Annotated in this window: 26 protein-coding genes; 6 read left to right on the top strand and 20 right to left on the bottom strand. The window is 71.4% G+C overall.

Features of this window, described 5'->3' with window-relative positions; genetic code table 11:
* Positions 1–45: 45 nt before the first annotated feature.
* Positions 46–987 (bottom strand): LysR family transcriptional regulator, encoded by a 942-nt coding sequence (locus OG898_RS23630; protein WP_250740379.1) that lies wholly within the window; start codon positions 985–987, stop codon positions 46–48.
* 70 nt (positions 988–1057) lie between these two features.
* Between OG898_RS23630 and OG898_RS23625 the strand changes: the two genes are divergently transcribed.
* Entirely contained in the window at positions 1058–2191 is a 1134-nt protein-coding gene (locus OG898_RS23625) for a TDT family transporter (protein ID WP_266959077.1), read from the top strand.
* Here the strand turns inward: OG898_RS23625 and OG898_RS23620 are convergent.
* Positions 2188–2910: a helical backbone metal receptor gene (locus OG898_RS23620; RefSeq protein WP_266959076.1), complete on the bottom strand. Its 723-nt coding sequence runs from the start codon at positions 2908–2910 to the stop codon at positions 2188–2190. The genes OG898_RS23625 and OG898_RS23620 overlap by 4 nt on opposite strands.
* 4 nt (positions 2911–2914) lie before the next feature.
* On the bottom strand, positions 2915–3463 hold the full coding sequence (locus OG898_RS23615) for a helix-turn-helix domain-containing protein (RefSeq protein ID WP_250740410.1): 549 nt from the start codon (positions 3461–3463) through the stop codon (positions 2915–2917).
* 311 nt (positions 3464–3774) lie between these two features.
* On the opposite strand from OG898_RS23615, the gene OG898_RS23610 reads away from it, so the two are divergent.
* From OG898_RS23610 to OG898_RS23595, 4 genes are all read left to right on the top strand, one after another.
* Complete coding sequence (locus OG898_RS23610) at positions 3775–4680, top strand: 5'-3' exonuclease (protein WP_250740409.1); 906 nt, start codon at positions 3775–3777, stop codon at positions 4678–4680.
* 61 nt (positions 4681–4741) lie between these two features.
* Entirely contained in the window at positions 4742–5590 is an 849-nt protein-coding gene (locus OG898_RS23605) for a siderophore-interacting protein (protein ID WP_250740376.1), read from the top strand.
* A gap of 404 nt (positions 5591–5994) precedes the next feature.
* Positions 5995–7539 (top strand): serine hydrolase, encoded by a 1545-nt coding sequence (locus OG898_RS23600; protein ID WP_266959073.1) that lies wholly within the window; start codon positions 5995–5997, stop codon positions 7537–7539.
* Between the two features lie 49 nt (positions 7540–7588).
* Positions 7589–8560: an RluA family pseudouridine synthase gene (locus tag OG898_RS23595; RefSeq protein ID WP_250740374.1), complete on the top strand. Its 972-nt coding sequence runs from the start codon at positions 7589–7591 to the stop codon at positions 8558–8560.
* A gap of 27 nt (positions 8561–8587) precedes the next feature.
* Here the strand turns inward: OG898_RS23595 and OG898_RS23590 are convergent, their stop codons facing one another.
* From OG898_RS23590 to OG898_RS23530, 13 genes are all read right to left on the bottom strand, one after another.
* A complete protein-coding gene (locus tag OG898_RS23590) occupies positions 8588–9238 on the bottom strand; it encodes a TetR/AcrR family transcriptional regulator (protein ID WP_250740373.1) in 651 nt (216 codons plus the stop codon).
* Positions 9239–9328: 90 nt separating this feature from the next.
* On the bottom strand, positions 9329–12178 hold the full coding sequence (locus OG898_RS23585) for an RNA helicase (protein ID WP_250740372.1): 2850 nt from the start codon (positions 12176–12178) through the stop codon (positions 9329–9331).
* A 65-nt stretch (positions 12179–12243) separates the two neighbouring features.
* Positions 12244–13170 (bottom strand): diacylglycerol kinase, encoded by a 927-nt coding sequence (locus OG898_RS23580; RefSeq protein ID WP_266959070.1) that lies wholly within the window; start codon positions 13168–13170, stop codon positions 12244–12246.
* Between the two features lie 37 nt (positions 13171–13207).
* Positions 13208–14173, bottom strand: coding sequence for a twin-arginine translocase subunit TatC (gene tatC / locus OG898_RS23575; protein ID WP_250740370.1), 966 nt, complete (start codon positions 14171–14173; stop codon positions 13208–13210).
* 61 nt (positions 14174–14234) lie between these two features.
* The gene (tatA, locus tag OG898_RS23570) at positions 14235–14534 is read right to left on the bottom strand and encodes a Sec-independent protein translocase subunit TatA (RefSeq protein WP_243334040.1); all 300 of its coding nucleotides are present in this window, start codon (positions 14532–14534) and stop codon (positions 14235–14237) included.
* Positions 14535–14703: 169 nt separating this feature from the next.
* The gene (locus OG898_RS23565) at positions 14704–14904 is read right to left on the bottom strand and encodes a hypothetical protein (RefSeq protein ID WP_250740369.1); all 201 of its coding nucleotides are present in this window, start codon (positions 14902–14904) and stop codon (positions 14704–14706) included.
* A gap of 26 nt (positions 14905–14930) precedes the next feature.
* Positions 14931–15143: a CpXC domain-containing protein gene (locus tag OG898_RS23560; protein WP_243334037.1), complete on the bottom strand. Its 213-nt coding sequence runs from the start codon at positions 15141–15143 to the stop codon at positions 14931–14933.
* 23 nt (positions 15144–15166) lie between these two features.
* Positions 15167–16186 (bottom strand): YafY family protein, encoded by a 1020-nt coding sequence (locus tag OG898_RS23555; RefSeq protein WP_250740368.1) that lies wholly within the window; start codon positions 16184–16186, stop codon positions 15167–15169.
* Positions 16187–16267: 81 nt separating this feature from the next.
* On the bottom strand, positions 16268–17230 hold the full coding sequence (locus OG898_RS23550) for a YafY family protein (protein ID WP_250740367.1): 963 nt from the start codon (positions 17228–17230) through the stop codon (positions 16268–16270).
* Positions 17231–17401: 171 nt separating this feature from the next.
* The gene (locus OG898_RS23545) at positions 17402–17779 is read right to left on the bottom strand and encodes an FKBP-type peptidyl-prolyl cis-trans isomerase (protein WP_250740366.1); all 378 of its coding nucleotides are present in this window, start codon (positions 17777–17779) and stop codon (positions 17402–17404) included.
* 50 nt (positions 17780–17829) lie between these two features.
* Complete coding sequence (locus OG898_RS23540; protein WP_250740365.1) at positions 17830–18768, bottom strand: FKBP-type peptidyl-prolyl cis-trans isomerase; 939 nt, start codon at positions 18766–18768, stop codon at positions 17830–17832.
* A 124-nt stretch (positions 18769–18892) separates the two neighbouring features.
* Positions 18893–20254 carry a Pup--protein ligase gene (gene pafA, locus OG898_RS23535; RefSeq protein WP_250740364.1) on the bottom strand — a complete coding sequence of 454 codons (1362 nt, stop codon included), beginning with the start codon at positions 20252–20254 and terminating at the stop codon, positions 18893–18895.
* Positions 20255–20379: 125 nt separating this feature from the next.
* Positions 20380–21678, bottom strand: a complete 1299-nt coding sequence (locus OG898_RS23530) for an MFS transporter (RefSeq protein WP_266959064.1) — start codon at positions 21676–21678, stop codon at positions 20380–20382.
* A 143-nt stretch (positions 21679–21821) separates the two neighbouring features.
* Between OG898_RS23530 and OG898_RS23525 the strand changes: the two genes are divergently transcribed.
* On the top strand, positions 21822–22832 hold the full coding sequence (locus OG898_RS23525) for a LacI family DNA-binding transcriptional regulator (protein ID WP_266959062.1): 1011 nt from the start codon (positions 21822–21824) through the stop codon (positions 22830–22832).
* A gap of 65 nt (positions 22833–22897) precedes the next feature.
* Here OG898_RS23525 and prcA read toward each other — a convergent pair whose 3' ends face one another.
* The 4 genes from prcA to OG898_RS23505 form a co-directional block, all read right to left on the bottom strand.
* Positions 22898–23662: a proteasome subunit alpha gene (gene prcA, locus OG898_RS23520; RefSeq protein ID WP_250740361.1), complete on the bottom strand. Its 765-nt coding sequence runs from the start codon at positions 23660–23662 to the stop codon at positions 22898–22900.
* A 50-nt stretch (positions 23663–23712) separates the two neighbouring features.
* Complete coding sequence (gene prcB, locus OG898_RS23515) at positions 23713–24552, bottom strand: proteasome subunit beta (RefSeq protein WP_266959059.1); 840 nt, start codon at positions 24550–24552, stop codon at positions 23713–23715.
* Positions 24504–24992, bottom strand: a complete 489-nt coding sequence (locus OG898_RS23510) for an endonuclease VII domain-containing protein (protein WP_323184886.1) — start codon at positions 24990–24992, stop codon at positions 24504–24506. Before OG898_RS23510 ends, prcB begins: the two co-directional genes overlap by 49 nt.
* 148 nt (positions 24993–25140) lie before the next feature.
* Positions 25141–25353 (bottom strand): ubiquitin-like protein Pup, encoded by a 213-nt coding sequence (locus OG898_RS23505; RefSeq protein ID WP_030294332.1) that lies wholly within the window; start codon positions 25351–25353, stop codon positions 25141–25143.
* Positions 25354–25457: the final 104 nt, after the last annotated feature.

Genomic DNA, 25457 nt, shown 5'->3' with positions numbered 1-25457 from the left:
GTCCGGCGCTTGAGGACCGGGGTCTGGGGCGGAGCCCCAGGGGCCTCAGCGGCGGGTCAGCGCCAGGAGGTCCCGTGCGGGACCCGCCGGGCGGGCTCCTGCGGGCCAGACCGCCCGGAGTTCCCGCTCCAGCCCCGCCCCGAGCACCGGCACGGACACCAGCCGCCGCCCCGCCATCTCGTCCCCGACCGCCAGTTCCGACAGCACGCACGGCCCGGCCCCGCTCACCGCCGCCGCCTTCACCGCGGTGGTGGAGGCCAGCTCCAGCAGCGGTTCCGCCAGCCCCCCGCACCCGGCCAGCGCCGCGTCCAGGACCTGCCGGGTCCCCGACCCCCGCTCCCGCAGGATCAGCGGCGTCGCCGCGAGCTCCGCCGGCTCCACCCCGCGGGTGCGCCGGGCCCAGGGGTGCCCGGGGGCCACCGCCACCACGAGGCGGTCCTGCGCGATGACCACCGAGTCCAGCCCCTCCGGCACGCTCAGCCCTTCCACGAAGCCGAGGTCCGCCTCGTGCGCGAGCACCCGTTCCGCCACCACCGCCGAGTTCCCCGCGTGCAGCGACACCGCCGTGTCCGGCCGCTGCCCGCGCAGGGCGATCAGCCAGCCGGGCAGCAGGTACTCCGCGATGGTCATGCTGGCGGCGACCCGCAGCCGGGAGTCGCGGCGGCCCCGCAGCGCCTGCGCGCCCGCGTCGAAGGCCTCGGCCGCCTCCACCACCCGCCGGGCCCAGTCCGTGACCAGCGCACCCTCCGCGGTCAGCGTCGACCCGCGCGGGGAGCGGTCCACGAGCGCGACCCCGAGCCGGGTCTCCATCGCCCGGATCCGGCTGCTGGCGGCGGGCTGGGTGATCCCGAGCCGTCGCGCGGCGGCGCTCAGACTGCCCACGCGCGCGACCGCGAGCAGCAGCTCCATGGCCCCCAGGTCCGGGACCCGGTGCGCCAGGGGAACCTGCCCCTCGACCCACTCCTCATTACCGTGCCCATTACCCATAACTGCAGTTTATGCCCTCATAGGAAGATCCCCTCTGCCGTCCGGCCCCGCCCGGCGGGACGCTGGACCCATGGCCACCACGCTCGTACGACCCCGCCCCACCACCCCCGGGACCCTCCGCACCGCAGCGGCCCACAAGGCCCCCTCCCTGCGGCACCTCGGCCCCAACTGGTACGCCTCCGTCATGGGCACGGCGATCATCGCCAATGCCGGCGCGACCCTCCCGTACCAGCTCCCCGGCCAGCGCGTGGTCTGCCAGATCTTCTGGGTGCTGGCCGCCACCGCCCTCGCGGTCCTGCTGACCGCCCGGGCCGGCCACTGGCTCCACCACCGCGACCAGGCCCGCGCCCACCTCCTGGACCCCGCCGTGGCCCCCTTCTACGGCTGCCTCTCGATGGCCCTGCTGGCCGTCGGCGGCGGTGCGCTCATCGTCGGCAAGGACCTCATCGGCCTCCCCGCCGCCATCGCCGTGGACACGGTCCTGTTCACCGCGGGCACCGCGACAGGCCTCCTCGCGGCCGTGGCCGTCCCCTACCTGATGGTGGTGCGCCACAAGGTCGAGGCCCACCAGGCCACCCCCGTCTGGCTGCTCCCGGTGGTCGCGCCCATGGTCTCCGCCGCGCTCGGCCCCCTGCTCATCCCCCATCTCCCCGCCGGCCAGGCCCGCGAGGCCATGCTGCTCGGCTGCTACGCGATGTTCGGCCTCAGCCTGCTCGCCACCCTGCTGCTGCTCCCCCTGATCTTCGGCCGGCTGATCGTCAGCGGCCCCCTCCCCCTGGCCCTCACCCCGACCCTGTTCCTGGTCCTGGGCCCCCTCGGCCAGTCCACCACCGCCGTGAACTCCCTCGCGGACATGGCCCCCCGATCGATGCCCGGCCCCTACTCCGGCGCCTTCTCCGCCTTCGCGGTCGTCTACGGGGTCCCCGTGATGGGATTCGCCCTGCTGTGGCTGGCGCTGGCCGCGGCGATGCTGGTGCGGGCCGCCCGGGACGGCATGGGGTTCGCCATGACCTGGTGGGCGCTGACCTTCCCCGTCGGCACCTGCGTCACCGGCGCCGCCGGACTGGCCCGGCACACCGGCCTCTCCGCCTTCTCCTGGCTGGCCGCGGCCCTCTTCCTGGCCCTGCTGACCGCCTGGCTCCTGGCCGCGGCGAACACCCTGCGCGGCCTGGCCACCGGCCGCCTGCTGGCCGCGCCCCGCTAGAGGAGCGAGGCCCGCAGGGCCGCCCCCAGCACCTCCGGGGCACCGGCCAGCGAGGGTCCGTACCAGGTCAGGTGGCGGCCGTCGACGAACGCGGCCGGGATGCCGGGGAAGGCCTCGGGCCCGTCCCCGGGCGTGAAGCGGTACGGCTCGTCCGGGAACACCACGAGCTCGCAGCCGGCGGCGGCCAGCTCGGCCGCCGGGATCCTCGGGTAGCGCTCCGGGTGCCCGGCGTAGGCGTTGCGCACCCCGAGGCGGGCCAGCAGGTCCCCCGCGAAGGTGTCGCGGCCCAGCACCATCCAGGGCCGGCGCCAGACCGGCACGAAGGCCGTCCGCGGCTCTCCGGCAGGCTCCGCGCGGGCCCAGGCGGCCTCCGCTTCCGCCAGCCACCGGGGCCGCTCCAGCCCCATGGCCCCCACCAGCACCCGGTCCAACTCGGTGAACGCCTGCGGGAGGTCCCGTACCTCGGTGACCAGGACCTCCAGCCCGGCCTCCCGCAGCGCCGCCAGGTCCGGAGCCCGGTTCTCCTCCTCGTTGGCGAGGACCAGATCCGGGCACAGCTCCGCGATCGCCCGTACGTCGGGGTTCTTCGTCCCCCCGATGCGCGCCACGTCCCCCAGCGCGACCGGGTGCGTGCACCAGTCGGTCACCCCGACCAGCACCCCGGGCGCGCTCACGGCCACCGCCTCGGTCAGGGACGGCACCAGCGAAACGACCCGCATCCGGTCAGTGTCCCGGCGAGGGCGGCTCGGAGGTCGCGTGGATGTGTTCGCCGACCGCGACGATCAGGATCCGGGTGTCCTCCGTGACGGCCCGCCAGCGGTGGCGCACCCCGCCGGACAGGAACAGCGCGTCGCCGTTCTCCAGCCGGTACGCCCGCCCCTCGGCCTCCACCTGGCAGGCGCCCGAGACCACGTACATCAGCTCGTCGTTGCGGTGCTGGTACTCGCGGCCCGCGTCCTGGTCCCCGGTGAACTCCAGGGCGTGCAACTGATGGTGCCCGCGCACGAGGGGCCGTACGCCCGGGACGGGGGTCAGCGCGGAATCGTCGCCGGCCCGTACGAGGTCCACGGTGCGCGCGGTGTCGGAGGCGGCCAGCAGGTCGACGGCCGTGGTCTCCAGCGCGTCGGCGACCCGTTCGAGGGACCGCATGCTGGGCCGGGCCCGCTCGTTCTCTATCTGGCTCAGGAAGGGGACCGACAGTCCGCTGCGCGCGGACACCGCGGCGAGGGTCAGGTGCAGGGCCCGGCGTCTCTTGCGCACGGCCACACCCACCCGGAGCGGTTCCTTGGAGTCCTTGTCCCGGTCCCGCTCCTTGTCGTCCGCGCCGGTCGTCGCGCTGGTGCCGTGCTTGCCGTCGGTGCCGTCCCTGTCGTCCATGGCGGGGCTGCCCTCCCCTTGTTTCGGTTGGTCCGGCCTTGTTCCGTTCGGTCCGGTCCCTCGCACATCGCGCATCGGTGTGCTGTAAGCACCTTACGCAGCAACCGGCCCCGGTTTCGCGCTCACGGGCAGAGGAGGCCGTACCTGCGCCACTTTCCGTTTGCCCTCAGTGCATCATCGTGACCGTGACGACGACACGACGCCTGATGCTCCTGGACACCGCTTCCCTCTACTACCGCGCGTACTTCGGCGTGCCGGACTCCGTGAAGGCCCCCGACGGCACTCCGGTCAACGCCGTCCGCGGACTGCTCGACTTCATCGGCCGCCTCGTGCAGGACCACCGGCCCGACGACCTGGTGGCCTGCATGGACGCCGACTGGCGGCCCCACTGGCGGGTGGAGCTGATCCCCTCCTACAAGGCCCACCGGGTCGCGCAGGAGACGGAAAGCGGCCCGGACGTGGAGGAGACCCCGGACACCCTGGCCCCGCAGGTCCCGATCATCGAGGCGGCCCTGGACGCCTTCGGCATCGCCCGGGTGGGGGTCGCCGGGTACGAGGCCGACGACGTGATCGGCACCCTGACCGGCCGGGCGACCGGCCCGGTGGACATCGTCACGGGCGACCGGGACCTGTACCAGCTGGTCGACGACGCGAAGCAGCGCCGGGTCCTGTACCCGCTGAAGGGCGTGGGCACCCTCCAGGTGACCGACGAGGCGTGGCTCCGCGAGAAGTACGGGGTGGACGGCCCCGGATACGCCGATCTCGCGCTGCTGCGCGGCGACCCGAGCGACGGCCTGCCGGGCGTCCCCGGCATCGGCGAGAAGACGGCGGCGAAGCTGTTGGACGCCTACGGGAACCTGGCCGGAATCATCGCGGCGATCGAGGACCCGAAGTCGAAGCTGACCCCCACCCAGCGCAAGCGGCTGGACGAGTCGCGGCCTTATCTGGCCGTGGCCCCCAAGGTGGTCCAGGTCGCCTCGGACGTTCCGCTTCCGCCGTTCGACCCGGCGCTTCCGGCCGCCCCGGCCCAGCCGGATCTGGTGGCTGCTCTCGCGCACCGGTGGGGCCTGAGTGGAGCCGTTGAACGCCTGGGCAGCGCACTCCGCCCCTGAGGTGCTAACTTAGGTAATCCTAAGCTTCACGGAGTCAGGGTCGGAAAGTCAGGGAGACGTCGTGGCAGAAGGACGCGCCCGCAAGGTCGGCACCGCAGTCGTCGTGCGGACCGAGCGGTTGAGCCCGCACATGGTGCGGATCGTGTTGGGCGGTGCGGGGCTGGCCGGATTCGGTGCGGGCACGTACACCGACCACTACGTGAAACTGCTCTTCGCACCCGACGGCGTCACGTACACCACCCCCTGGGACCTGGACCGGATCCGGGCGGACCACCCCCGCGAGGAGTGGCCGCGCCAGCGCGCGTACACGGTGCGCGCCTGGGACCCGGCCCACCTGGAACTGACCCTCGACTTCGTCGTCCACGGCGACGAAGGACTGGCCGGCCCCTGGGCCGCCCGCGTCCAGCCGGGCGAACTCGTACGCTTCCTCGGCCCGGGCGGGGCCTACGCCCCGGACCCGGCCGCGGGCTGGCACCTCCTGGTCGGCGACGAGAGCGCCCTGCCGGCCATCGGCGCGGCGATGGAGCGGATGCCCGCCGGGGCGCGGGTCCACGCGCTCGTGGAGGTCGAGGGCCCGGACGACGAGCAGAGGATCGCCACTCCCGACGGCGTCGTCCCGGTCTGGATCCACCGCGGGTCCCGCCCGATCGGGGAGGCGCTGACCGAGGCCGTCCAGGCCCTGGCCTTCCCCTCCGCCGACGTCCACGCCTTCGTGCACGGCGAGGCCGGCTTCGTCAGATCCCTGCGCCACCACCTGCGCATCGAGCGCGGCATCCCGCGCGAACGCCTGTCGATCTCCGGCTACTGGCGGCTGGGCCAGACGGACGAGGGCTGGCGCGCGATCAAGCGGGACTGGAACGCGGAAGTCGAAGCCGAGCAGGAACGCACCCTGGCCTCCGCCGCGTCCTGACCCACCACGGGACCCTGGTCCCCTGAAGTGGGCGCTGCGCGCATCACCCCGGCGCGACGCAACCCTGCGGGGCCGTCCCCTACCCCGCCCCGGGCCCCGTGCCCTCAAACGCCGACGGGGCTGGATTGTGCCGCGCAGCGGCAAAACCAGCCCGCCCGGCGTTTGAGGGCACGGGCGCGCAGCGCGCGTACGGGTCCGGGCGGAGCCCGGGGAACGGTGGAAGGGCGGGTAGGGGACGAGCCCACCTCGCCCGCACGGGCACCCCGCGGCGGGCGTCCACCGGGTCCAGGACCGGCCTCCGGGGCACGGGGCGGCCCGGCCACCGGACCCCGGCCACCGGACCCCGGCCGCCGCCAGGCGGCCCACGCAAGGCGCCCGCACCCGTTCAGCGGCACAATGGCCCCATGCGTACGCTCCGCGCATTCACGGCAGCCGGAGCAGCCGCCCTCCTGGCCACGGCCGGGACCGCGACCGCCGCGCCGAGCCCGCCGCCCGCGCCCACCGCCCAGCTCACCGACGCCCAAGTCGACACGGCCGTGCGGCGCCTGGACGCCACCGTCGCCGAGATGATGCGCCGCACCGGGGTCCCGGGCGTCTCCGTCGCCGTCGTCCACGACGACAAGGTCGTCTACCTCAAGGGCTTCGGTCTGCGCCGCGTCGGCGACCCGGCCACGGTGAACCCCGACACCGTCTTCCAGGTCGCCTCGCTCTCCAAGCCGATCTCCTCCACCGTCGTCGCCGGGGTCCTCAAGGACCCCGCCGAGTTCGACCGGCACACGGAGCTGCCCGGCTTCGCCCTCAAGGACCCGTGGGTGACCTCCCACGTCACCACAGCCGACCTGCTCTCCCACCGCAGCGGCCTGCCCGACCACGCCGGCGACCTCCTCGAAGACCTCGGCTACGACCAGGCGTACATCCTCGACCACCTGCGCCTGGCGCCCCTGTCCCCCTTCCGCGCGAGCTACGCCTACACCAACTTCGGGTTCACCGCCGGAGCCGAGGCGATCGCCCGCTCCCATGGCACCACCTGGCAGAAGCTCAGCGCCGACACCCTCTTCAAGCCCGCCGGCATGGCGCACACCAGCACCGAGTTCCGGGCCTTCGTCGACGCCCCCGACCACGCCGCCACCCACGTGAAGAATCCGGACGGCACCTGGAGCCCCCGCTTCGTCCGCGACCCCGATGCCCAGGCCCCGGCCGGCGGGGTGAGCAGCACCGCCCGCGACATGTCCCGCTGGCTGCGGCTCCAGCTCTCCGGCGGCACCCTCGACGGCAAGCGGATCATCCCCGCCGACACCCTCGCCCGCACCCACCTCCCCGAGATCGTGTCGCAGCCGCCCGCCTCCCCCACCGCCCGCACCGGCTTCTACGGGCTGGGCTGGAACGTCGGCTACGACGACGCGGGCCGCCTGCGCCTGAGCCACTCCGGCGCCTTCGAGCTCGGCGCCAACACCAGCGTCGCCATGCTCCCGCTGGAGAAGCTCGGCATCGTCGTGCTCACCAACGGCGCCCCCGTCGGCCTCCCCGACGCCGTCGCGGCCGACTTCTTCGACACCGCCGAACACGGGAAGGCCACCACCGACTGGCTGGCCCTGACGGGCGCCCTCTACGCGCAGATCAACGCGGAGGGCCGCTCCCCCACCGACTACGCCCACCCGCCCACCGGCGCGAAGCCGGCCGGTGAGGACTCCGCGTACACCGGCACCTACGAGAACCCCTACTACGGCAAGGCGACCGTGGCGGCCACGAGCCGGGGCAAGCTGACCCTGTCCCTCGGTCCGGAGCCGATGGTCTTCCCCCTCACCCACTACGACGGGAACACCTTCAGCTTCGAGACCGCCGGCGAGAACGCCGTCGGCCGCACCGGGGTGTTCTTCTCCCCCGCCGACCGCACGGTCCGCATCGAGTACCTGGACGCCGACCACCTGGGGACCTTCACCGGCGGCTAGAGCGTCCCCTTTCGGATCGTGCCGGGCCCGGCCGCATAGCCTGTACCCGGTGAAGCGCAGATCCCACATCCCCGACGCACCCCTGCCCCAGGTCTCCGGCATCGACCCGGTCCGCATGCGGCTGCCCCCCGACCCGGACGGGACCTGGCCGGACCTCGGCTCGTACCTCGCGGCACGCTACGAGGGCACGCGCGGCGCCGAGTCCATGGCCCGCCTGCTGCGGGACGGGCGGGTGCTGGGCGTCGGCGGCCGGGTGCTGCGGCCGCAGGACCCGTACGAGCCCGGCGGCTTCCTCTGGTTCCACCGGGACATGCCGCCCGAGCCCGTGGTGCCCTTCCCCATCGGGGTCGTCTACCGCGACGAGCACCTGCTGGTGGCCGACAAGCCGCACTTCCTGGCCACCACCCCGCGCGGCAGCCACGTCTTCCAGACGGCCCTGGCCCGGCTCCGGGTGGAGCTCGGCCTGCCCGCGCTGAGCCCCGCGCACCGGCTGGACCGGATGACCGCCGGGCTGGTGCTGTTCAGCATCCGGCCCGAGGACCGGGGCGCCTACCAGCTGATGTTCCAGGAGCGGCGGATCCGTAAGGAGTACGAGGCGCTCGCGCCCCACGACCCGGCGGTGGAGTTCCCCCGGACCCTGCGCAGCCACATCGAGAAGGTCCGCGGGGTGATGGCGGCGACGGAGGTGGCGGGCGCCGAGCCCAATGCGGAGACCCTGGCCGAACTCCTCGCGGTCCGGGGGGACACCGGGCGCTACCGGCTGACCCCGCACACCGGGCGCACCCACCAGCTGCGGGTGCACATGAACAGCCTGGGCCTGCCGATCCTGGGCGACCCGGTCTATCCGGTGGTCCGCGATCCGGCGCCCGACGACTACCGGCGTCCGCTCCAGCTCCTGGCCCGCACCCTGGAGTTCACCGATCCCGTCACCGGGATCGCGCACCGCATCGAGAGCGCCCGCACCCTGCGGGCCTGGGAGGACCGGCCCGGCTGGGAAGCGGGGTCCGAGGACCGCACCTAGGAGGCGGGCCCGAGGAGACGGAGCCCCCTAGTGGTCGACGCCGGCGATCCGCAGGGCTGCGTCGGCGGTGGCCTCCGCGAAGGCGGCCACCGGGCGCCCCGGATCGGCGCGGTGGATCAGCATGACGCCTTCGATGAGGCCGAAGACGAGGTCGTTGCGGAGCACCAGCCCGGCCCGGTCACCGGCGAGTTCGGCTCCGACGCCCGTACCGTCGAGCAACTCCCGGTAGATGTCCTTGAGTTCCTGTCGCATCCGGCGGAAGCGGGCGAAGCGGGCACCGGCGACCTCCGGCAACAGGTAGAGCGCGCCCAGGTTGTACGGCCCCCCGCACAGCAGCATCACGTCCGAGCGGCACAGCTCCCAGAGCCGGCGCCCGGCGGGCCGCTCCGCGTCCCGGGCCAGCCGGCGGGCCAGCTCCAGGGAGGGTGCGACCGTGGACTCCAGGAGTTCGGCGAGGAGTTCCTCCTTGCCGCCGAAGTAGTGGTACATCGTGGCCTGGCGCATTCCGGCCCGTTCGGCCACCGCCCGCGTGGTGGTGGCCGCGTACCCCTTGACCGTGAACAACTCGGCCGCCGCGTAGAGGAGTTCCTCGCGCGGCGGCCGCCCGCTCGCCGGTCTCAGCTGATCGGCGCGCGGCCGACCGACCCGTCTCGGCCCTTCGTCCGTTCCCCCAGTCATGATCCGATTTTCTCACGGGACACGCCGAAGCGATCATGGCAAGAGGTGAGATCTGGCCATGACCACTTCTGGAGGAAGCTACAAATCCGGTTAGCCCACCGAACTGTAGGCCACCACACCGCGCAGCAGCGCGTCCACCGCCTTGCGGGCGTTGCGGGCCACCGTGCTGCCTCCCTCGGGAGAGGAAGCGGAGGAGGAGGGCGCCGCGGCGGCCACCTGCCCCAGCACGTCGATGACCTGCTTGCACCAGCGCACGAAGTCACCGGCCGGCATCTCCGCCTCGCGCAGCACCTCGTCCAGGCTCTTGTCGGAGGCCCACTGGTACACCGCCCACGCGAAGCCGAGGTCCGGCTCGCGCTGGCCCACGCCCTCCGCCTGGTTGATGCCGTGCTCCTCCTCCAGCGCGTCGAGCCGGCCCCAGATGTGGACCATCTCGCCGAGCGCGGCCTTCGCCGCGCCGCCCGGCACCTTCGGCGCCACCGCGTCGTCCGACTGCCGCGCCTCGAAGACCAGCGCCGAGATGCAGGCGGCCAGTTCGGCCGGGCTCAGCCCCTCCCAGACACCGGCCCGCAGGCATTCCGACGCCAGCAGGTCGAGCTCTCCGTAGAGCCGCGCGAGCCGCCGCCCGTGCGGGGTCACCTCGTCCTCGCGCAGGTAGTCCAGATCCGTCAGCAGTGCGTGGATCCGGTCGAAGGTGCGGGCGATGGTGTTCGTCCGGCCCTCGATGCGCTGCTCCAGCTGCCGCGTGTCCCGCTGCAGCCGGTGGTAGCGCTCCGCCCAACGGGCGTGGTCCTCGCGCTCGTCGCAGCCGTGACACGGGTGCGCCCGCAGCGCGGTGCGCAGCCTCGTGATCTCCCGGTCGTCGGCCGCCGCCGCCCGCCCGCCCCGGTGCCGCTCCACCGTGATGTGCCCGGCCTTGCTCCGCAGCTGGGACGCCAGGTCCCTACGGGACTGCGGGGAACGGGCGTTGAACGTCTTGGGGATCCGCATCCGCTCGATGGCCTCGACCGGGACCGGGAAGTCGATCCCGGCGAGCCGCTTGACCTGCCGCTCCACGGTGAGCACCAGCGGGCGCGGACCCTCGGTGTACTCGTGCCCGCGGTGCCCGTTGGAACGCCCGGCCGGCACCCCCGGATCCAGCACCAGCGCCAGCCCGGCGAACTTGCCCGTCGGCACGTGGATGATGTCGCCCGGCTTGAGCTTCTCCAGCGAGGTGGCCGCCTGCGCCCGCCGCTGGGCCGCGCCCTGCTTGGCCAGGTCGTTCTCGCGGTCCTTGAGGTCGCGGCGCAGCCGCGCGTACTCCTCGAAGTTCCCGAGGTGGCAGGTCATGCCCTCCCGGTAACCGTCCAGGCCCTCCTCGTTGCGCTGCACCTGCCGGGAGATCCCGACGACCGAGCGGTCGGCCTGGAACTGCGCGAAGGAGGTCTCCAGCAGCTCGCGCGACCGGTGCCGCCCGAACTGCTGGACCAGGTTGACGGCCATGTTGTACGAGGGCTTGAAGCTGGAGCGCAGCGGATACGTACGGGTACCCGCCAGCCCGGCCAGGCCCGCCGGGTCCATGCCCCGCTGCCACAGCACCACCGCGTGGCCCTCGACGTCGATGCCGCGCCGCCCGGCCCGGCCGGTGAGCTGCGTGTACTCGCCCGGGGTGATGTCCGCGTGCTGCTCGCCGTTCCACTTGACGAGCTTCTCCAGGATGACCGTGCGCGCCGGCATGTTGATGCCCAGCGCCAGGGTCTCCGTGGCGAACACGGCCTTCACCAGACCCCGTACGAACAGCTCCTCGACGACTTCCTTGAAGGTGGGCAGCATGCCCGCGTGGTGCGCGGCGATGCCCCGCTCCAGCCCTTCGAGCCATTCGTAGTACCCCAGGACGTGCAGGTCCTCGGTGGGGATGGAGGCGGTCCGCTCCTCCACGATCTCGCGCACCTTGAGCCGCGCGGTGTCGTCGTTGAGCCGCAGCCCCGCGTACAGGCACTGCTGGACGGCGGCCTCGCATCCGGCCCGGCTGAAGATGAAGTTGATGGCGGGCAGCAGCCCGTCGCCGTCCAGCCGGGCGATGACCTCGGGCCGCGAAGGGGTCCAGATCCGGCCGCGGGAGCGCCGCTCGCGCTCGCGGTCGGCCTCGCGGACCATCTTTCCGCGCCGCCGGTCCTTCGGGTTGTACCGGCTGCTGTTCTCCTCGCGCGCCATCCGCAGCAGGTCGGGGTTGACCTCGCGGCGCGCGGAGCCGCGGCCTCCGTGGTCGGACCCCTCCTCGAAGAGGTCGTAGATCCGCCGGCCGGCCATGACGTGCTGCCACAGCGGTACGGGCCGCTCCTCGGAAACGATCACCTGGGTGTCGCCGCGCACGGTGTCGAGCCAGTCGCCGAACTCCTCGGCGTTGGAGACGGTGGCGGACAGCGAGACCAGGGTCACCGACTCGGGGAGGTGGATGATGACTTCCTCCCAGACGGCTCCGCGGAACCGGTCGGAGAGGTAGTGCACCTCGTCCATCACCACGTGACCCAGACCGTTCAGCGCCTGCGAGCCCGCGTACAGCATGTTGCGGAGCACCTCGGTGGTCATGACGACCACCGGAGCATCGGCGTTGACACTGTTGTCGCCGGTGAGCAGGCCGACCTTGTCGGCGCCGTAGCGCTTGGCGAGGTCGGCGTACTTCTGGTTCGACAGGGCCTTGATGGGCGTGGTGTAGAAGCACTTGCGGCCCTGCTGGAGGGCCAGGTGCACGGCGAACTCGCCGACGATGGTCTTGCCCGAGCCGGTCGGCGCGGCGACGAGGACGCCCTTGCCGGCCTCCAGTGCCTTGCAGGCCTCGATCTGGTAGGGATCCAGGTCGAATTCGTACATCTCACGGAAGGGCGCCAGGGCCGTGGCCTCTTCGGCGGCGCGGATCCGGGCAGCGGCGTACCGCTCGGCGGGAGAAAGTTCTTCGGTCATCTTGTCTTCGAGCCTACCCGCCGCCTCTGACAACAGTCGCGATCTTTTGTGCGGGCCCGGACGCCCTACGTCAGGAGCCGCAGGGCCGCAGGGACGCACCGCGCAGTCACCGGGAGGGGACCCAGCGGCTCGCCGTCCGCGTAGGCGGTGATGCCGGCCGCCTCCAGGGTCACCTTCGCGGCCCGGTGGACGGTGACCTTCGGATGGTCGACGTGGGTGCCCTTGTAGACCCGGGGGAAGACCTTCAGCAGCGTGCTGCGGCTGCAGTCGCCGACGACCACGACGTCGAACAGCCCGTCGTCGGGCACCGCGTCCGCGCAGATGCGCATGCCGCCGCCGTAGGAGGAGCCGTTGCCGACGGCCACCAGCGTGGCCTCGGTCTCCAGGACCGGACCGCCGTCCAGGGTGATCCGGTACGGGAAGGGCCGGAAGGCGGCGAGTTCCAGGGCCATCGCCAGGTCGTACTTGAAGCGGCCGAGCGGCAGCCGCATCCGGTTGCCCCGGTCGTTGACCCGCGAGTCGAAGCCGGAGCACAGCACGGTCCCGTACCAGGTGCCGCCGGCGCCGTCCCGGGCCCCGGCGCCTTCCCCGGCCCCGGCCACCCGGCCGAGGTCGATCTCGCGGACCCGGCCCTCCTTGAGCGCCTCCGCGGCCAGCCGGCCCGCCCGCGCGGGTTCCCGTACGGGCAGTCCCATCGCGCGCGCGAAATCGTTCCCGGTGCCCACCGCGCCCACCCCGAGCGGCACCAGCGTGCCCGCGAGCGCCTGCAGCGCGAGGGAGACCATCCCGTCCCCGCCGACCGCGATCACCGCTCCGGTGCCCTCGCGCACCGCGGCGCGCAGCCGCGCCAACGCGTCGGGGGCATCGCCGCCGACCACGGTCCGCACCGAGAAGCCGGCCTCGCGAAGCGCGGAAGCGGCCGGCTGCGCTGCGTGCGCGGCCCGGCCGCTTCCTGCGGTGGGATTGACGAAGAGGGTGATCTCAGCACTCACCCGCGGGAATGTACCCGCCGATGCGGACCCGCGTCGATCAGGTGGCGTCGTCGTAGCCGTTGATCCGCTGGCGTCCGCCGTCGGCCTGCTCGGGCAGGGCGCCCGGAGCCGCCACGGGCTCGACCGCACCCACCGCCGCCGGAGTCAGATCCACCTCGGAGGCCTCGTCGTCGTCGAGACCCGCGTCGGGGTTGTTCCGCACCCGCCGGCGGTCGTTGAGGTAACAGACCAGGAGGGCGATGAAGTACAGGGCGACGATCGGCGCGGCCAGCGCCAGCATCGTCAGCGGGTCACCGGTGGGCGTCGCGAACGCCGCGAAGACCGTGATGCCCAGCACCATGGCCCGCCACCAGCTCGCCAGCCGCTTCGCGGTCAGCACCCCGGTGACGTTGAGCAGGATCAGCAGCAGCGGCAGCTCGAAGGCCAGGCCGAAGACCACGATCATGCGCGTGATCAGGTCGAGGTAGTCGTCGACCGGCAGCAGGTTGCTCGCGTTCTCGGGGGTGAACTCCAGCAGGATCACCGCGGTCTGCGGCAGCACCATGTACGCGAGGACCGCACCGGCGCCGAACAGCGGAGCGCCGATCGCCACGAAGCCCACGGCGTACTTGCGCTCGTGGTTGTGCAGCCCCGGGGCCACGAAGGCCCACAGCTGGTACAGCCACACCGGCGCGGAGAGCACCACACCGGCGGTGAGGGAGACCTTCAGGGCGATGGAGAACGGGGCGATGAGGCCGTTGACCGTCATGGCGGCGCAGGGCTTCCCGTCGCGCTGCGTGACCACACCGTTGGCACAGCCGACGGAGTCCAGGATCGGCTTCATCATGAAGTCGATGAGGTCCTTGTAGAAGAACGCGGCCACGATCGTGATCACGAGGATCCCAAGGACGGCCTTCAGCAGCCGGTTTCTCAGCTCACGCAGGTGCTCGACAAGGGGCATCCGCCCTTCGGCGTCCTTGGCCTTCTTGTCCTGCTTCTCCTGCTTGCGGGCAGACTTGAGCAACCCACGTCCCTTGTCTCGTTGCAGTTGACTGGTGCGAGCGCGGCCGGCGGACCGGCCGCCGTCAGCCCTGCGTGGTGTGGTTGGGCTCGTTCACCGGGCGGGCGCTGGTGACGTCGCCGGGCGACGCCTGGATCGTGCGCGGGGCCGTGGCCTGCTGCTGGGGGGCCGGGTCGGCGACGGAAGCGGCGGTGGCGGCGTCCTCCGCCTCCCCCTCCTTCTTCATCGCCTTCGCCTCGCTCTTGAGGATGCGGGCGGACTTGCCGAGCGAGCGGGCCATGTCGGGAAGCTTCTTGGCACCGAACAGCAGGAAGATCACGGCGACGATCAGGAGGATCTCGAGGGGCTTCAGGTTGCCGATCATGTGTGTCTTCCTTCTCACCGAAACGGCTGGTTGTGGTAGTCAAGACGGCCCGACCGAGATCGGTAAGCCGTTCTGACAAGGATCGTAACCCCCGGGGGTTAACGCCGGGCAATGCCCCGGGGCATCACCGCTTGCGTGGTCAGACAGTACGACGGTTGCCCGACGATGGCTATGGCCGCACGGAGCGCCCCGCCCTGGCCAGGCCCGTAGCGGCCCGCTCCAGGTCGGCGGAGGCCTCCGAGATCCGCCGCCCGGCGTCCGCGACCTGGACGGACAGCCGGCGCACCTCCACGAAGACCCGCACGGCGAGCACCCCGAGGACGGCGAGCCCGAGGAAACCCAGAGCGATTGCGAACATCGGCCACAGCATGCGACGAGCCTAGGCCACCGCGCGGCTCACACGCTGCGCAGGGTGCTCACGCCACCACCGGTCAGCAGCTCCACGATCCGCTCACCGGCCGGCTTGCGCACCGGAGCCCCGCACTCGGGACAGGTGAAGGAGTAGAACGTCGTACGCCGGCTGCCGCCGATGGCCAGCCGCAAGGAACCCGCGTCCAGCTCGAAGCGGGCCCGGCAGTCGGGACAGGACGCCTTGAACGCGACCGACATCGCGCGGATCCCCCCTCGGCCCCTCAGCCCCGATCCCCGCCGGCGTCGGCGCCGCTCCCGGCGGCCACGTCCACGGCCACGCCGCCCTCGTACGCGGCGAGCGCCTCCCGCGCCGCCCGGCGGGCACTGTCCGCCAGCTCCACGGGGGCCACGATCCGCCCCTCGCGGCCCAGCCGCAGCGCCAGACGCCGCAGCGAACCCGGGTCAGGAGTACGCAACGTGATCCGCAGACCGCCCTCGGGCAGCTCCTCGGCACTGTCGTGCGGGTAGTACTCGGCCACCCAGCGCCCGCCGGGACCGACCTCGACCACGACCTCCGGGTCCTCGGCGGCCGGCTGGACCAGCCCCTCGGACAGATCACGCGGCTCGATGGCGGGCGGATCGGCCCGCTCGTCGAGCAGCCGGATCTCCGCCACCCGGTCCAGCCGGAAGGTCCGCCGGGCCTCGGAGAGGTGGCACCACCCCTCCATGTACGTGTGCCCGACCGCGAACAGCCGGATCGGGTCGACCTTGCGTTCGGTGAGCTCGTCGCGCGCGGGCGAGTAGTAGCGCAGCCACAGCCGGCGCTGCTCGGCGATGGCCCGGTCCACGTCCGCGAAGACCCCGCCCTCGGACTCGAAGGTCACCGACAGCCGGGAACTGGCCCCGGCCACCTCGCCCGCGGCCGCCTCCAGCTTGGCGGTGGCCCGCAGCAGTGCCTGACGGTCCCCCTCGCGCAGCCCGGGCAGCGTGGCCACGGCTCTGGCGGCCACCAGCAGCGCCGTCGCCTCGTCGGCGGCCAGCCGCAGCGGCTCGGCGGTGGACTCCCCCGAGGCATCGGGGTTGCGCCACCAGATGCGCTCCCCGTCGGTGTCGATGTCGAGCAGGTCACCGCCCCGGAAACTGGTCCCGCACATGGGCAGCACGTCGAGGTCCGAGATCAGCTCGTCCTCGGTGATCCCGAAGGCCCGGGCCACGTCCGCGACGTGCGCACCCGGGCGCTCGCGCAGGTAGGTCACCAGGGACAGCATCCGGCGCGTCTGGTCGATGGCGTTGGCAGCCATGCTGGTACGTCTCCCCCTCAGGGCGTTGCTCGATGTTCTTGCCCGGTCCACCCGCACCCGCGCGGCTCCCGCGCGGCCGGGTCAGCCCTTGGCGACGGCCCGCAGCCGGTCCACCACGTCGGCCCGCAGATCGGCCGGCTCCAGCACCACGACATCGGGGCCGAACTCCACCAGCCAGGCGTCCAGCCCGTGCCCGTACGGAATCTCCAGCTCGTCCCAGCCCTCGCCGCCGGCCCCCTCGCGCACCGCCGTGGCCTTGGACCGCAGCGGATAGCCCGCCCCCGCCCGCAGCCGGATCAGCGCGGAGCGCTCCGCGCTCTCCCCGGCCCACCGCGCCACGGTCTCCCGTACGGTCACCACGTCCGGCACCTCGGCGGTGTACTTGGCCTGCCGCGAGCGGACCTTGCCCGTGATCCGGGACAGCCGGAACACGCGCTCCGCCCCGCGGTCGCGGTCGAAGCCCGCCAGGTACCAGTGGCCGCGCCAGCACTCCAGTGCCCACGGCTCCACCTGCCGGGTCTCGGGACGGGCCGCGGTGGACTTGCGGTAGTCGAAGACCACCGGACGGCGATCACGACAGGCCAGCATCAGCGGCTCGAAGGCCGCCTCGTGCACCGGGATCCGCGGCTCGATGGCACTGTGCTGGCCCTCGTACGGATCCGAGGCCTCCGGCATCCCGCCGGCGCGCAGCTTCTGCAGGGCGCCACTGGCCGCCCCGGCGAGCCGCGCCTGCTGCCACACCTTGGCGGCGAGCCCCAGGGCCGCGGCCTCCTCGGCGTCCAGCGCCACGGGCGGCAGCCGGTTGGAATCACGACGGGCCAGATAGCCCGTGTCGCCCTCCAGGTTCTCGACGGTCTCGATGACCAGCCCGAGCTCCCGCAGATCGTCCTTGTCCCGCTCGAACATGCGGTTGAAGGACTCGTCGTTCCCGGCTTCCATGTAGGCCTCGATGGAACCGCGCAGTTCCCGCTTGCTGAGCGGCCGACGCGTCCCCAGCAGACACAGCGCCAGATTCATCAGCCGCTCGGCCTTGGCAATCGCCATCGACGCCCATCCGCCCTTCCAGACCTTCGAGTCGTGTCCCCGGTACACCCTCGTGACCGCTGACCGTACCGCCCCGACGGTCCTGGGCAAAAGCGAGGGCCCCCGCCTTCACGACAGGGGCCCCGCACGCCTCACGGCGTCACATCACAGCGTCACATCGCTGGGAACCGATCAGGCGCCCATCAGGTCGCACACGAAGATCAGCGTCTCGCCCGGCTTGATCGCACCGCCGGCACCGCGGTCGCCGTAGGCGAGGTGGGCCGGGATGACCAGCTTGCGACGGCCGCCGACCTTCATGCCCTGGATGCCGGTGTCCCAGCCGGAGATGACCTGACCGACACCGAGCTGGAACTGCAGCGGCGCGCCGCGGCCCCAGGAGGCGTCGAACTCTTCACCGGTCGAGTAGGCCACGCCCACGTAGTGAACGGAGACCCGGGAACCGGCCTTGGCCTCGGCGCCCTCGCCCTCCCAGATGTCCTCGATCACGAGGTCCGCCGGGACCGGGAAATCGGGGAAGTCGATCTCGGGCTTCTCGAGCTTGTCGCTCACGGAACTGCTCCTCAAAAACTTACGAACAGGGGGGTACAACCCGGACAGTCTTACACCACGGCCAGGATGTCGAGACTGAAGACCAGCGTCGAGTTGGCCGGGATGGTGCCCTGCTCCTTGTCACCGAAGCCCTGGTCCGGCGGGATGACCAGCAGGATGCGGCTGCCGGCCTTCTTGCCGACGATCCCGTCCTTCAGACCCTTGACCGACAGCTCCGCCAGCGGCCACGTCACCGACTGGTCCGAGGTGTACGTGCTCTCGAAGGTCTTGTCGTCCTTCCACGTCTTCCCGTGGAACTTCACCACGACGCTGTCGGTGTCCTTCACGACCGCGCCGTCGCCCTCCAGGACGTAGTTCGACACGAGCTTCGTCGGCGCCGCACCGTCCTTCGGGACCGTCACGGAGACTTCCTTGCCGTCCGTGTTCGTACCGACCTTCGGCAGGGCGGCGTCCGCCTGCGGGACCTCCTTGCCCGTCGCCGAAACCGGGACGGAGGTGGCCTTGACGATGTCCACGACGAAGACCAGCGTGGCGTTCGCCTTGATCTTCTCGCCCGAGCCCTGCTCGCCGTAACCGAGGTCCGGCGGAATCACGAGCTCCAGCCGGCTGCCGACCTTCTTGCCCTCGAGGCCCTGGTCCCAGCCCTTGATGACCTGGCCCGCGCCGATGGTCACGTCGAACGGCTTGCCCTTGCCGAAGCTCTGGTCGAACGGCTCCTTGCCGTCCCAGACCTGGCCCAGGTAGTTGACCTGGGCGATGTCGCCCTTCTTCAGCGCCGGGCCGTCACCCTCGCTGATGGTCACCACCTTCAGTTCCTTCGGCGGGGTACCCGTCCCCTTCGCCAGGGTGGGGGTCTCACCGAACTTGGCACCCTTGGTGATCGCGGGCGCCCCGTTCTTCATCTCGGCGGAGTCGGAGCCGCTGTCGCCACAGGCCGCTGTCGACAGCAGCAGAAGGGGTACGACAAGCAGGCCGGCAAGTCGGCGCACGTGTTCCTCAGATCTCAGACGGCACATAGGTCGTCGCCACTCTAAGGCGTGGACAGGGCCCCGTACGAGATCGTACGAGGCCCTGGCCGAGATCAATGCGATGCACGCGGCGCCGAGCGGAGCCCTACATCCCCGCGATCAGCTTCTCCACCCGGTCGTCCACCGACCGGAACGGGTCCTTGCACAGCACCGTGCGCTGCGCCTGGTCGTTCAGCTTCAGATGCACCCAGTCGACCGTGAAGTCCCGCCGCTGCTCCTGCGCACGACGGATGAAATCACCACGCAACCGCGCCCTCGTCGTCTGCGGAGGAACCGACTTGCCCTCGAAGATCTTGAGGTCGTTGCAGATCCGCGCCGCCTGCCCCTTGCGCTCCAGCAGGTAGTACAGCCCGCGCCTGCGGTGGATGTCGTGATACGCGAGGTCTATCTGAGCCACCCGCGGATTCGACATCGTCATGTTGTGCTTCGCCCGGTACCGCTCGATCAGCTGGTACTTCATCACCCAGTCGATCTCGGTCCCGATCCGGTCCAGGTCCTCCGCGTCGATCGCGTCCAGCGTCCGGCCCCACAGCTCCAGCACCTGGTCCACGACACCCTCACGGATGCCCCGGCGCTCCGCGAAGTCCACCGCCTTGTCGTAGTACTCCCGCTGGATCTCCAGCGCGGAAGCCTCCCGACCGCTCGCGAGCCGCACCTTGCGCTGACCCGTGATGTCGTGACTGACCTCCCGGATCGCCCGGATCGGGTTCTCCAGCGTCAGGTCCCGCATCACCGTGCCCGCCTCGATCATGCGCAGCACCAGATCGGTCGCCCCGACCTTCAGCAGCATGGTCGTCTCGGACATGTTCGAGTCGCCCACGATCACGTGCAGACGCCGGTAACGCTCCGCGTCCGCGTGCGGCTCGTCCCGGGTGTTGATGATCGGCCGCGAACGGGTCGTGGCCGAACTGACACCCTCCCAGATGTGCTCGGCCCGCTGACTCACGCAGTAGACCGCACCCCGGGGCGTCTGCAGCACCTTGCCCGCGCCGCAGATCAGCTGCCGCGTGACGAGGAACGGGATCAGAATGTCCGCCAGCCGGGAGAATTCCCCGTGCCGGGCCACCAGGTAGTTCTCGTGGCAGCCGTACGAGTTTCCCGCCGAGTCGGTGTTGTTCTTGAACAGATAGACGTCGCCCGCGATTCCCTCCTCGTGCAGGCGGCGTTCGGCGTCGACGAGCAGGCCTTCGAGAATGCGCTCGCCGGCCTTGTCGTGGGTGACCAGTTCGATCAGGTTGTCGCATTCGGGAGTTGCATACTCCGGATGCGAACCCACGTCGAGGTAGAGGCGGGCGCCGTTCCGCAGGAAGACATTGCTACTGCGGCCCCATGACACAACACGGCGGAAGAGGTAGCGCGCCACTTCGTCAGGAGACAGTCGGCGCTGTCCCCTGAACGTGCACGTGACGCCGTACTCGTTCTCCAGCCCGAAAATGCGGCGGTCCATGACTGAACATTACGCCTTCTGCTCTGTTCTGAAACCGAGTTCGCAGGCGCCGTTTCGATCATTTTCCCGAGAGACCACCCCGCCGACCGCCCGCCGGCCCGTCCCCCGCCCGCCCGCGGGCCCGCCTAAGACCCCGTCACCGACGCCTCCGCAGAGCCCTCCAACGGCCCCGCCGAACCCGCCGCGGGCCCCGCCGCCGGACCCTGCGCGGACCCCGGCACCGACCCCGCCACCGCACGGCTCGCACCCGGACGCGCCAGCACCCGCTGAGTCACCGTCAGCACCAGCAGCGCCGCGGCCCCCGCCACGCTCGCCACCGCGAACCCCGCCGCCGTACCCCCCGCCTCCACCGAAGGACCCGCCGCCGCCGTACCGATCGCCGCACCCACCCCGAAGAACGTCACCAGCCACGAGAACGCCTCCGTCACCGTCCCCGCCGGAGCATGCCGGTCCACCACGATGAACGCACACGCCAGAGCCGGAGCCAGGAACACCCCCGCCAGCGCCGCGAACCCCGTCATCGCCACCACACCCGGCACCAGCATCAACGGCAGGTAACACACCGCCAGCAACGCCACCAGCAAACGCAGCCGCCGCTCCGGCGCACCCGCCCACTGCCGCGCCCCGTACAGCACGCCACCGAACAGCGCGCCCAGACCCAGCGCCGCCATCAGCCAGCCGTACACCGCCTGACCACCGTGCTCGTCCGCGTACGCCACACCCGCCACCGTGATCGACCCCAGCGCCGTCCCCACGAAGAAGAACGCCCCCAGCAACGCCAGCAGACCCGGCGAGCGCAGCGCACCCAGCCAGTGCGCCTCCCGCGGCTCCGAACGCCACGTACGCGAAGGCTCCGACACCACGACCGACAGCGCCCCCAGCACCCCGATCCCGTTGATCACCAGCAGCGCCGCCGCCGGATCCCACAGCGCCACGCACAGGGTCACCAGCAGCGGCCCCACCGTGAACATGACCTCCTGGGCCACCGCGTCCATCGCGTACGCCGCGTGGACCCGCTCCTCCTTGCCGCCCAGCACGCTCGGCCACAGCGCCCGCAGCCCGCCCTCCAGCGGCGGCGTGAACAGCCCCGCGACCACCACCGCCGCGTACGCCACCACGGCCGACCCGGTACCGGCCAGCGCCAGCCACACCATGCCCAGCGCCGACACCACCGCCGCCGGCAACTGCACCCGCGGCTGCCCGAACAGGTCCACCGCCCGCCCCAGCAACGGCTGCCCCACCGCGTTCGACACCCCGTACGCGGCCGCGAGCGCACCCGCCAGGCTGTAGCTGCCGCCCTCCGCCCGGGTGAACAGCACGATCGCGATCGGCCCCGTCCCGTTCGGCAGCCGGCCTATGAGCGTGCCCACCAGCAGCCTCGCGGCATGCCGGGTCCTGAGCAGCTCCGCGTAACCCGCGGCCATGTCCGCCCCCTTCTGCCCGGAACCAGCCGGGAGTACCAAGTAATACGTATAACGTGACCGGTCATACGTACCATGACCACAGTCGGACGGTCCACCCACCCGACACCCGCACCCTCCGCGACCTCGCACTACAGGAGCACCGTGTGACGAGACCCACCAGCCGCGACGTGGCCACCGCCGCCGGAGTCTCCCAGGCCACCGTCTCCCTCGTCCTCGGCGACAAATGGCGCGGCCGCGTCTCCGAACGCACCGCCGACCACGTCCGCCACACCGCCACCGAACTCGGCTACCGCCCCAACCTCGCCGCCCGCAACCTCCGCCTCGGCTCCACCCGCACCGCCCTCCTCGTCGTCCCCGCCCTCACCAACGAATTCTTCGCCCGCGTCTACACCGGCGCCGCCCGCATCGCCGCCGAACACGGCTTCGGCGTCGTCCTCTACCCCTCCCCCGACGGCACCGGCCCCGCCCGCGACCCCTTCGCCTCCGCCCGCGCCGCCCTCGACGGAGTCATCGCCTCCTCCATGGCAGCAGACGCCCTCCACGCCCTCGGCGGCGACACCCTCCCCCTCGTCATGCTCGACAGCGACCCCACCGCCGACACCGCCGACGCCCACGTCAACCTCGCCATCGCCGACGGCATGCGCCAAACCGTCGAGCACCTCCTCACCCACGGCCACCGCCGCTTCCTCCACCTCGCCTCCGCCATCGACTCCTGGACCTTCGACGTCCGCGCGAACGCCCTGGCCGCCCTCCTGCCGCCCGGAGCCGAGCTCCGCACCGTACGGGCCCACCTCAGCGTGGAAGCCGCCCGTACGGCCACGGAAGCCGCCCTGGACACCCCCGCGGACCGCCGCCCCACCGCCGTCGTCTGCGACGACGACATCCTGGCCGCCGGCGCCTGCAAAGCCGCCCGCCGCCTCGGCCTGCGCATCCCCCAGGACCTCTCCGTCACCGGCTTCGACGACCTCGCCCTCGCCACCGCCGTCGAACCGGAACTCACCACCGTCCACCTCCCCGCCGAACGCGTCGGCGAACAGGGCATGACCGCCCTCCTCGCCGTCCTCGAAGGCAGCCCAGGCTCCCTCCTGCCCCCGGCCGACATCCCCGTCCACCTCGTCGTCCGCGACTCCACGGGACCCGCGCCCAGCGCCTGAGCCCGGACACGCGAAAGCGCCCCCGGCCGACGGCCAGGGGCGCTCCCACGCACTACATGCTCGCTCTACTCGGCTTCCTCTTCAGGAGTCTCGTCGTTCGACACGGCATCCGCCTGGGCCGCCGCCGGAACATCCGCCTCCAGAAGCCGCGACAGCTGCCGGCCACGGATCCGCTTGAACTTGCGCTGCTGGGCCCGCGTACGGTCCAGCACCGCCACCTCCAGCCGCTCCGCCGGAATCGACTTGTCCGTGCCGTTCGCCTGGCTCGACAGCGCCTGCACCGCCAGCTTCAGCGCCTCCGACAGGGTCATCCCGTCCTGGTGCCGCTGGTCGAGGTAGGTACTGATCTGCTCGGCGTTGCCACCCACGGCGACGGACCCGTGCTCGTCGACGATCGACCCGTCGTGCGGCAGCCGGTAGATCTGGTCCCCGGCAGCGGTCGCACCGACCTCCGCCACCACCAGCTCCACCTCGTACGGCTTCTCCCCCGCACTCGAGAAGATCGTGCCGAGCGTCTGCGCGTAGACGTTCGCCAGCCCACGGGCCGTCACATCGTCACGGTCGTAGGTGTATCCACGCAGATCCGCGTACCGCACACCGCCGATCCGCAGGTTCTCGTACTCGTTGTACTTGCCGGCGGCCGCGAAGCCGATCCGGTCGTAGATCTCGCTGAACTTGTGCAGCGCACGGGACGGGTTCTCACCGACGAACACGATGCCGTCGGCGTACTGGATCACAACAAGGCTGCGACCGCGGGCGATGCCCTTGCGGGCGTATTCCGCCCGGTCGGCCATGGCCTGCTGGGGTGACACATAGAACGGAGTCGACACCGGCTTTCCGTCCCTTTCTTCTGGACGACGAGGAGGTCTGAGCGGGCTGGTCAGAGCAGAGCGGCGCGCGGACCGTCGGGCTGCTCCAGCCGCCGGTTCGTGATCTTGCGGGCCAGCTCCGAGGACTCCTCGTCGGTCAGCCTGCGGAATCCCTCGTCGGTCATGACGGTGACGATGGGGTAGATGTGGCGGTAGAGGTCCGGACCGCCGGTGGCCGAGTCGTCGTCCGCGGCGTCGTACAACGCCTGCACGACGAGCGTCGTGGCCTCCTCCTCCGTCAGCTTGGAGTGGTACAGCTTCTTCATCGAGCCGCGGGCGAAGATCGAGCCCGAACCGGTCGCGGCGAAGCCGTGCTCCTCCGAGCGGCCGCCGGTCACGTCGTAGGAGAAGATCCGGCCCCTCTCCTTGGCCTCGTCGTACCCCGCGAAGAGCGGGACCACGGCGAGCCCCTGCATCGCCATCCCCAGATTGCTCCGGATCATGGTGGAGAGCCGGTTCGCCTTACCTTCGAGACTGAGGGTCGCCCCCTCGACCTTCTCGAAGTGCTCCAGCTCCAGCTGGAACAGCTTCACCATCTCCACGGCCAGACCGGCGGTGCCGGCGATGCCGACGGCGGAGTACTCGTCCGCCGGGAACACCTTCTCGATGTCCCGCTGCGCGATCATGTTCCCCATGGTCGCCCGCCGGTCACCGGCGAGCACGACCCCGCCGGGGAAGGTGGCGGCCACGATGGTCGTCCCGTGCGGCGCCTCGATGACCCCGTCGGGCAGCTTCCGGTTGCCCGGGAGCATCTCGGGCTGGTGCGCGCCCAAGAAGTCCATGAAGGACGACGACCCCGGCGTCAGGAAGGCTGCCGGCAGACGCCCTGTGCTTCGAATGTTGGGTTCCACAGGTTTCCTTCCACGTAGGCGGCTGCACGCCTCAAGACGTCCGGCCGATCCTTGAGTTGCCCGATTCCCGCGTTGCAGCCGAAGCAAAGTACGCCTCGGACCTTACCCGTCTGGTGATCGTGATCCACATGCTCCGCCGGAGCTTCTTGGCAGATCACGCAGACCCCGCCCTGGGCGGCAATCATCCCGTCCCGCTCGCCCTCGGTGATGCCGTAGGCCCGTTTGAGATGGCCGGCCCGACCGAGGACGGCACGGCAGGTCTTGCAGCGAGTAGACAGCCCGTCAGAAGCACTTGCGTTCTTGTGCCATTCACTGTGCGGCTTGACCACCCCGCACAGTCGGCAGAGCTTGTGCCCCGCCGGCACTTCCACGTGCTCCTTGACGACCTTGCCTTTGGCTGCCTGGCGGCGCCGATAGTGCTCGGCACCGTACGCCGCCACACACTCACGACATCTGGGCTGAAGCCCGTCGCTCCGATTGCGATCCGAGGCGAATCCGCTCAGTGGTATGTCACGGGCACACCCGCGGCACCACTTCGTTCCATGGGACATGGAGCACACACTGGCGGATTCACCTTAGATTCGAAGGCTACTCGCCGCCTTTTTGTACGAAGCTCCGAACGAAATCCTCAGCGTTTTCTTCGAGTACATCGTCAATCTCGTCAAGTACGGAGTCGACGTCGTCGGAGAGCTTTTCCTGTCGCTCCTTGAGGTCGGTCGATTCTTCGACCGCGGCCTCCTCGACCTCCTCGGTCGAGCGCTGCGCCTTCTGCTGTCCGCCGCCGGTGTCCTTGGTCGCCATGTCTAGCTCACCCCGCTCGGTTCGCACGCTCACGTGAAAGACCCCGCGAATTCGGGATCCCTCAAGATCAGACTCTACGTCGGACCCTACAAGGAGGGTCCGAC

The organism is Streptomyces sp. NBC_00193 (assembly GCF_026342735.1).
Taxonomy (GTDB): domain Bacteria; phylum Actinomycetota; class Actinomycetes; order Streptomycetales; family Streptomycetaceae; genus Streptomyces; species Streptomyces stoeckheimensis.
The sequence above is the reverse complement of the archived record's forward strand: the minus strand, read 5'-3'. Positions and strand labels throughout refer to the sequence as shown.

Excerpts from the sequence above, each read along its gene's own strand:
- OG898_RS23630 (WP_250740379.1), bottom strand. The coding sequence starts at position 987 with ATGGGTAATGGGCACGGTAATGAGGAGTGGGTCGAGGGGCAGGTTCCC.
- OG898_RS23530 (WP_266959064.1), bottom strand. The coding sequence starts at position 21,678 with ATGGCCGCGGGTTACGCGGAGCTGCTCAGGACCCGGCATGCCGCGAGG.
- OG898_RS23590 (WP_250740373.1), bottom strand. The coding sequence starts at position 9,238 with ATGACTGGGGGAACGGACGAAGGGCCGAGACGGGTCGGTCGGCCGCGC.
- OG898_RS23610 (WP_250740409.1), top strand. The coding sequence starts at position 3,775 with ATGCTCCTGGACACCGCTTCCCTCTACTACCGCGCGTACTTCGGCGTG.
- OG898_RS23555 (WP_250740368.1), bottom strand. The coding sequence starts at position 16,186 with ATGGCTGCCAACGCCATCGACCAGACGCGCCGGATGCTGTCCCTGGTG.
- OG898_RS23560 (WP_243334037.1), bottom strand. The coding sequence starts at position 15,143 with ATGTCGGTCGCGTTCAAGGCGTCCTGTCCCGACTGCCGGGCCCGCTTC.
- OG898_RS23585 (WP_250740372.1), bottom strand. The coding sequence starts at position 12,178 with ATGACCGAAGAACTTTCTCCCGCCGAGCGGTACGCCGCTGCCCGGATC.
- OG898_RS23600 (WP_266959073.1), top strand. The coding sequence starts at position 5,995 with ATGCGTACGCTCCGCGCATTCACGGCAGCCGGAGCAGCCGCCCTCCTG.
- OG898_RS23625 (WP_266959077.1), top strand. The coding sequence starts at position 1,058 with ATGGCCACCACGCTCGTACGACCCCGCCCCACCACCCCCGGGACCCTC.
- OG898_RS23550 (WP_250740367.1), bottom strand. The coding sequence starts at position 17,230 with ATGGCGATTGCCAAGGCCGAGCGGCTGATGAATCTGGCGCTGTGTCTG.
- pafA (WP_250740364.1), bottom strand. The coding sequence starts at position 20,254 with ATGGACCGCCGCATTTTCGGGCTGGAGAACGAGTACGGCGTCACGTGC.
- OG898_RS23565 (WP_250740369.1), bottom strand. The coding sequence starts at position 14,904 with ATGCTGTGGCCGATGTTCGCAATCGCTCTGGGTTTCCTCGGGCTCGCC.
- OG898_RS23505 (WP_030294332.1), bottom strand. The coding sequence starts at position 25,353 with ATGGCGACCAAGGACACCGGCGGCGGACAGCAGAAGGCGCAGCGCTCG.
- OG898_RS23620 (WP_266959076.1), bottom strand. The coding sequence starts at position 2,910 with ATGCGGGTCGTTTCGCTGGTGCCGTCCCTGACCGAGGCGGTGGCCGTG.
- tatA (WP_243334040.1), bottom strand. The coding sequence starts at position 14,534 with ATGATCGGCAACCTGAAGCCCCTCGAGATCCTCCTGATCGTCGCCGTG.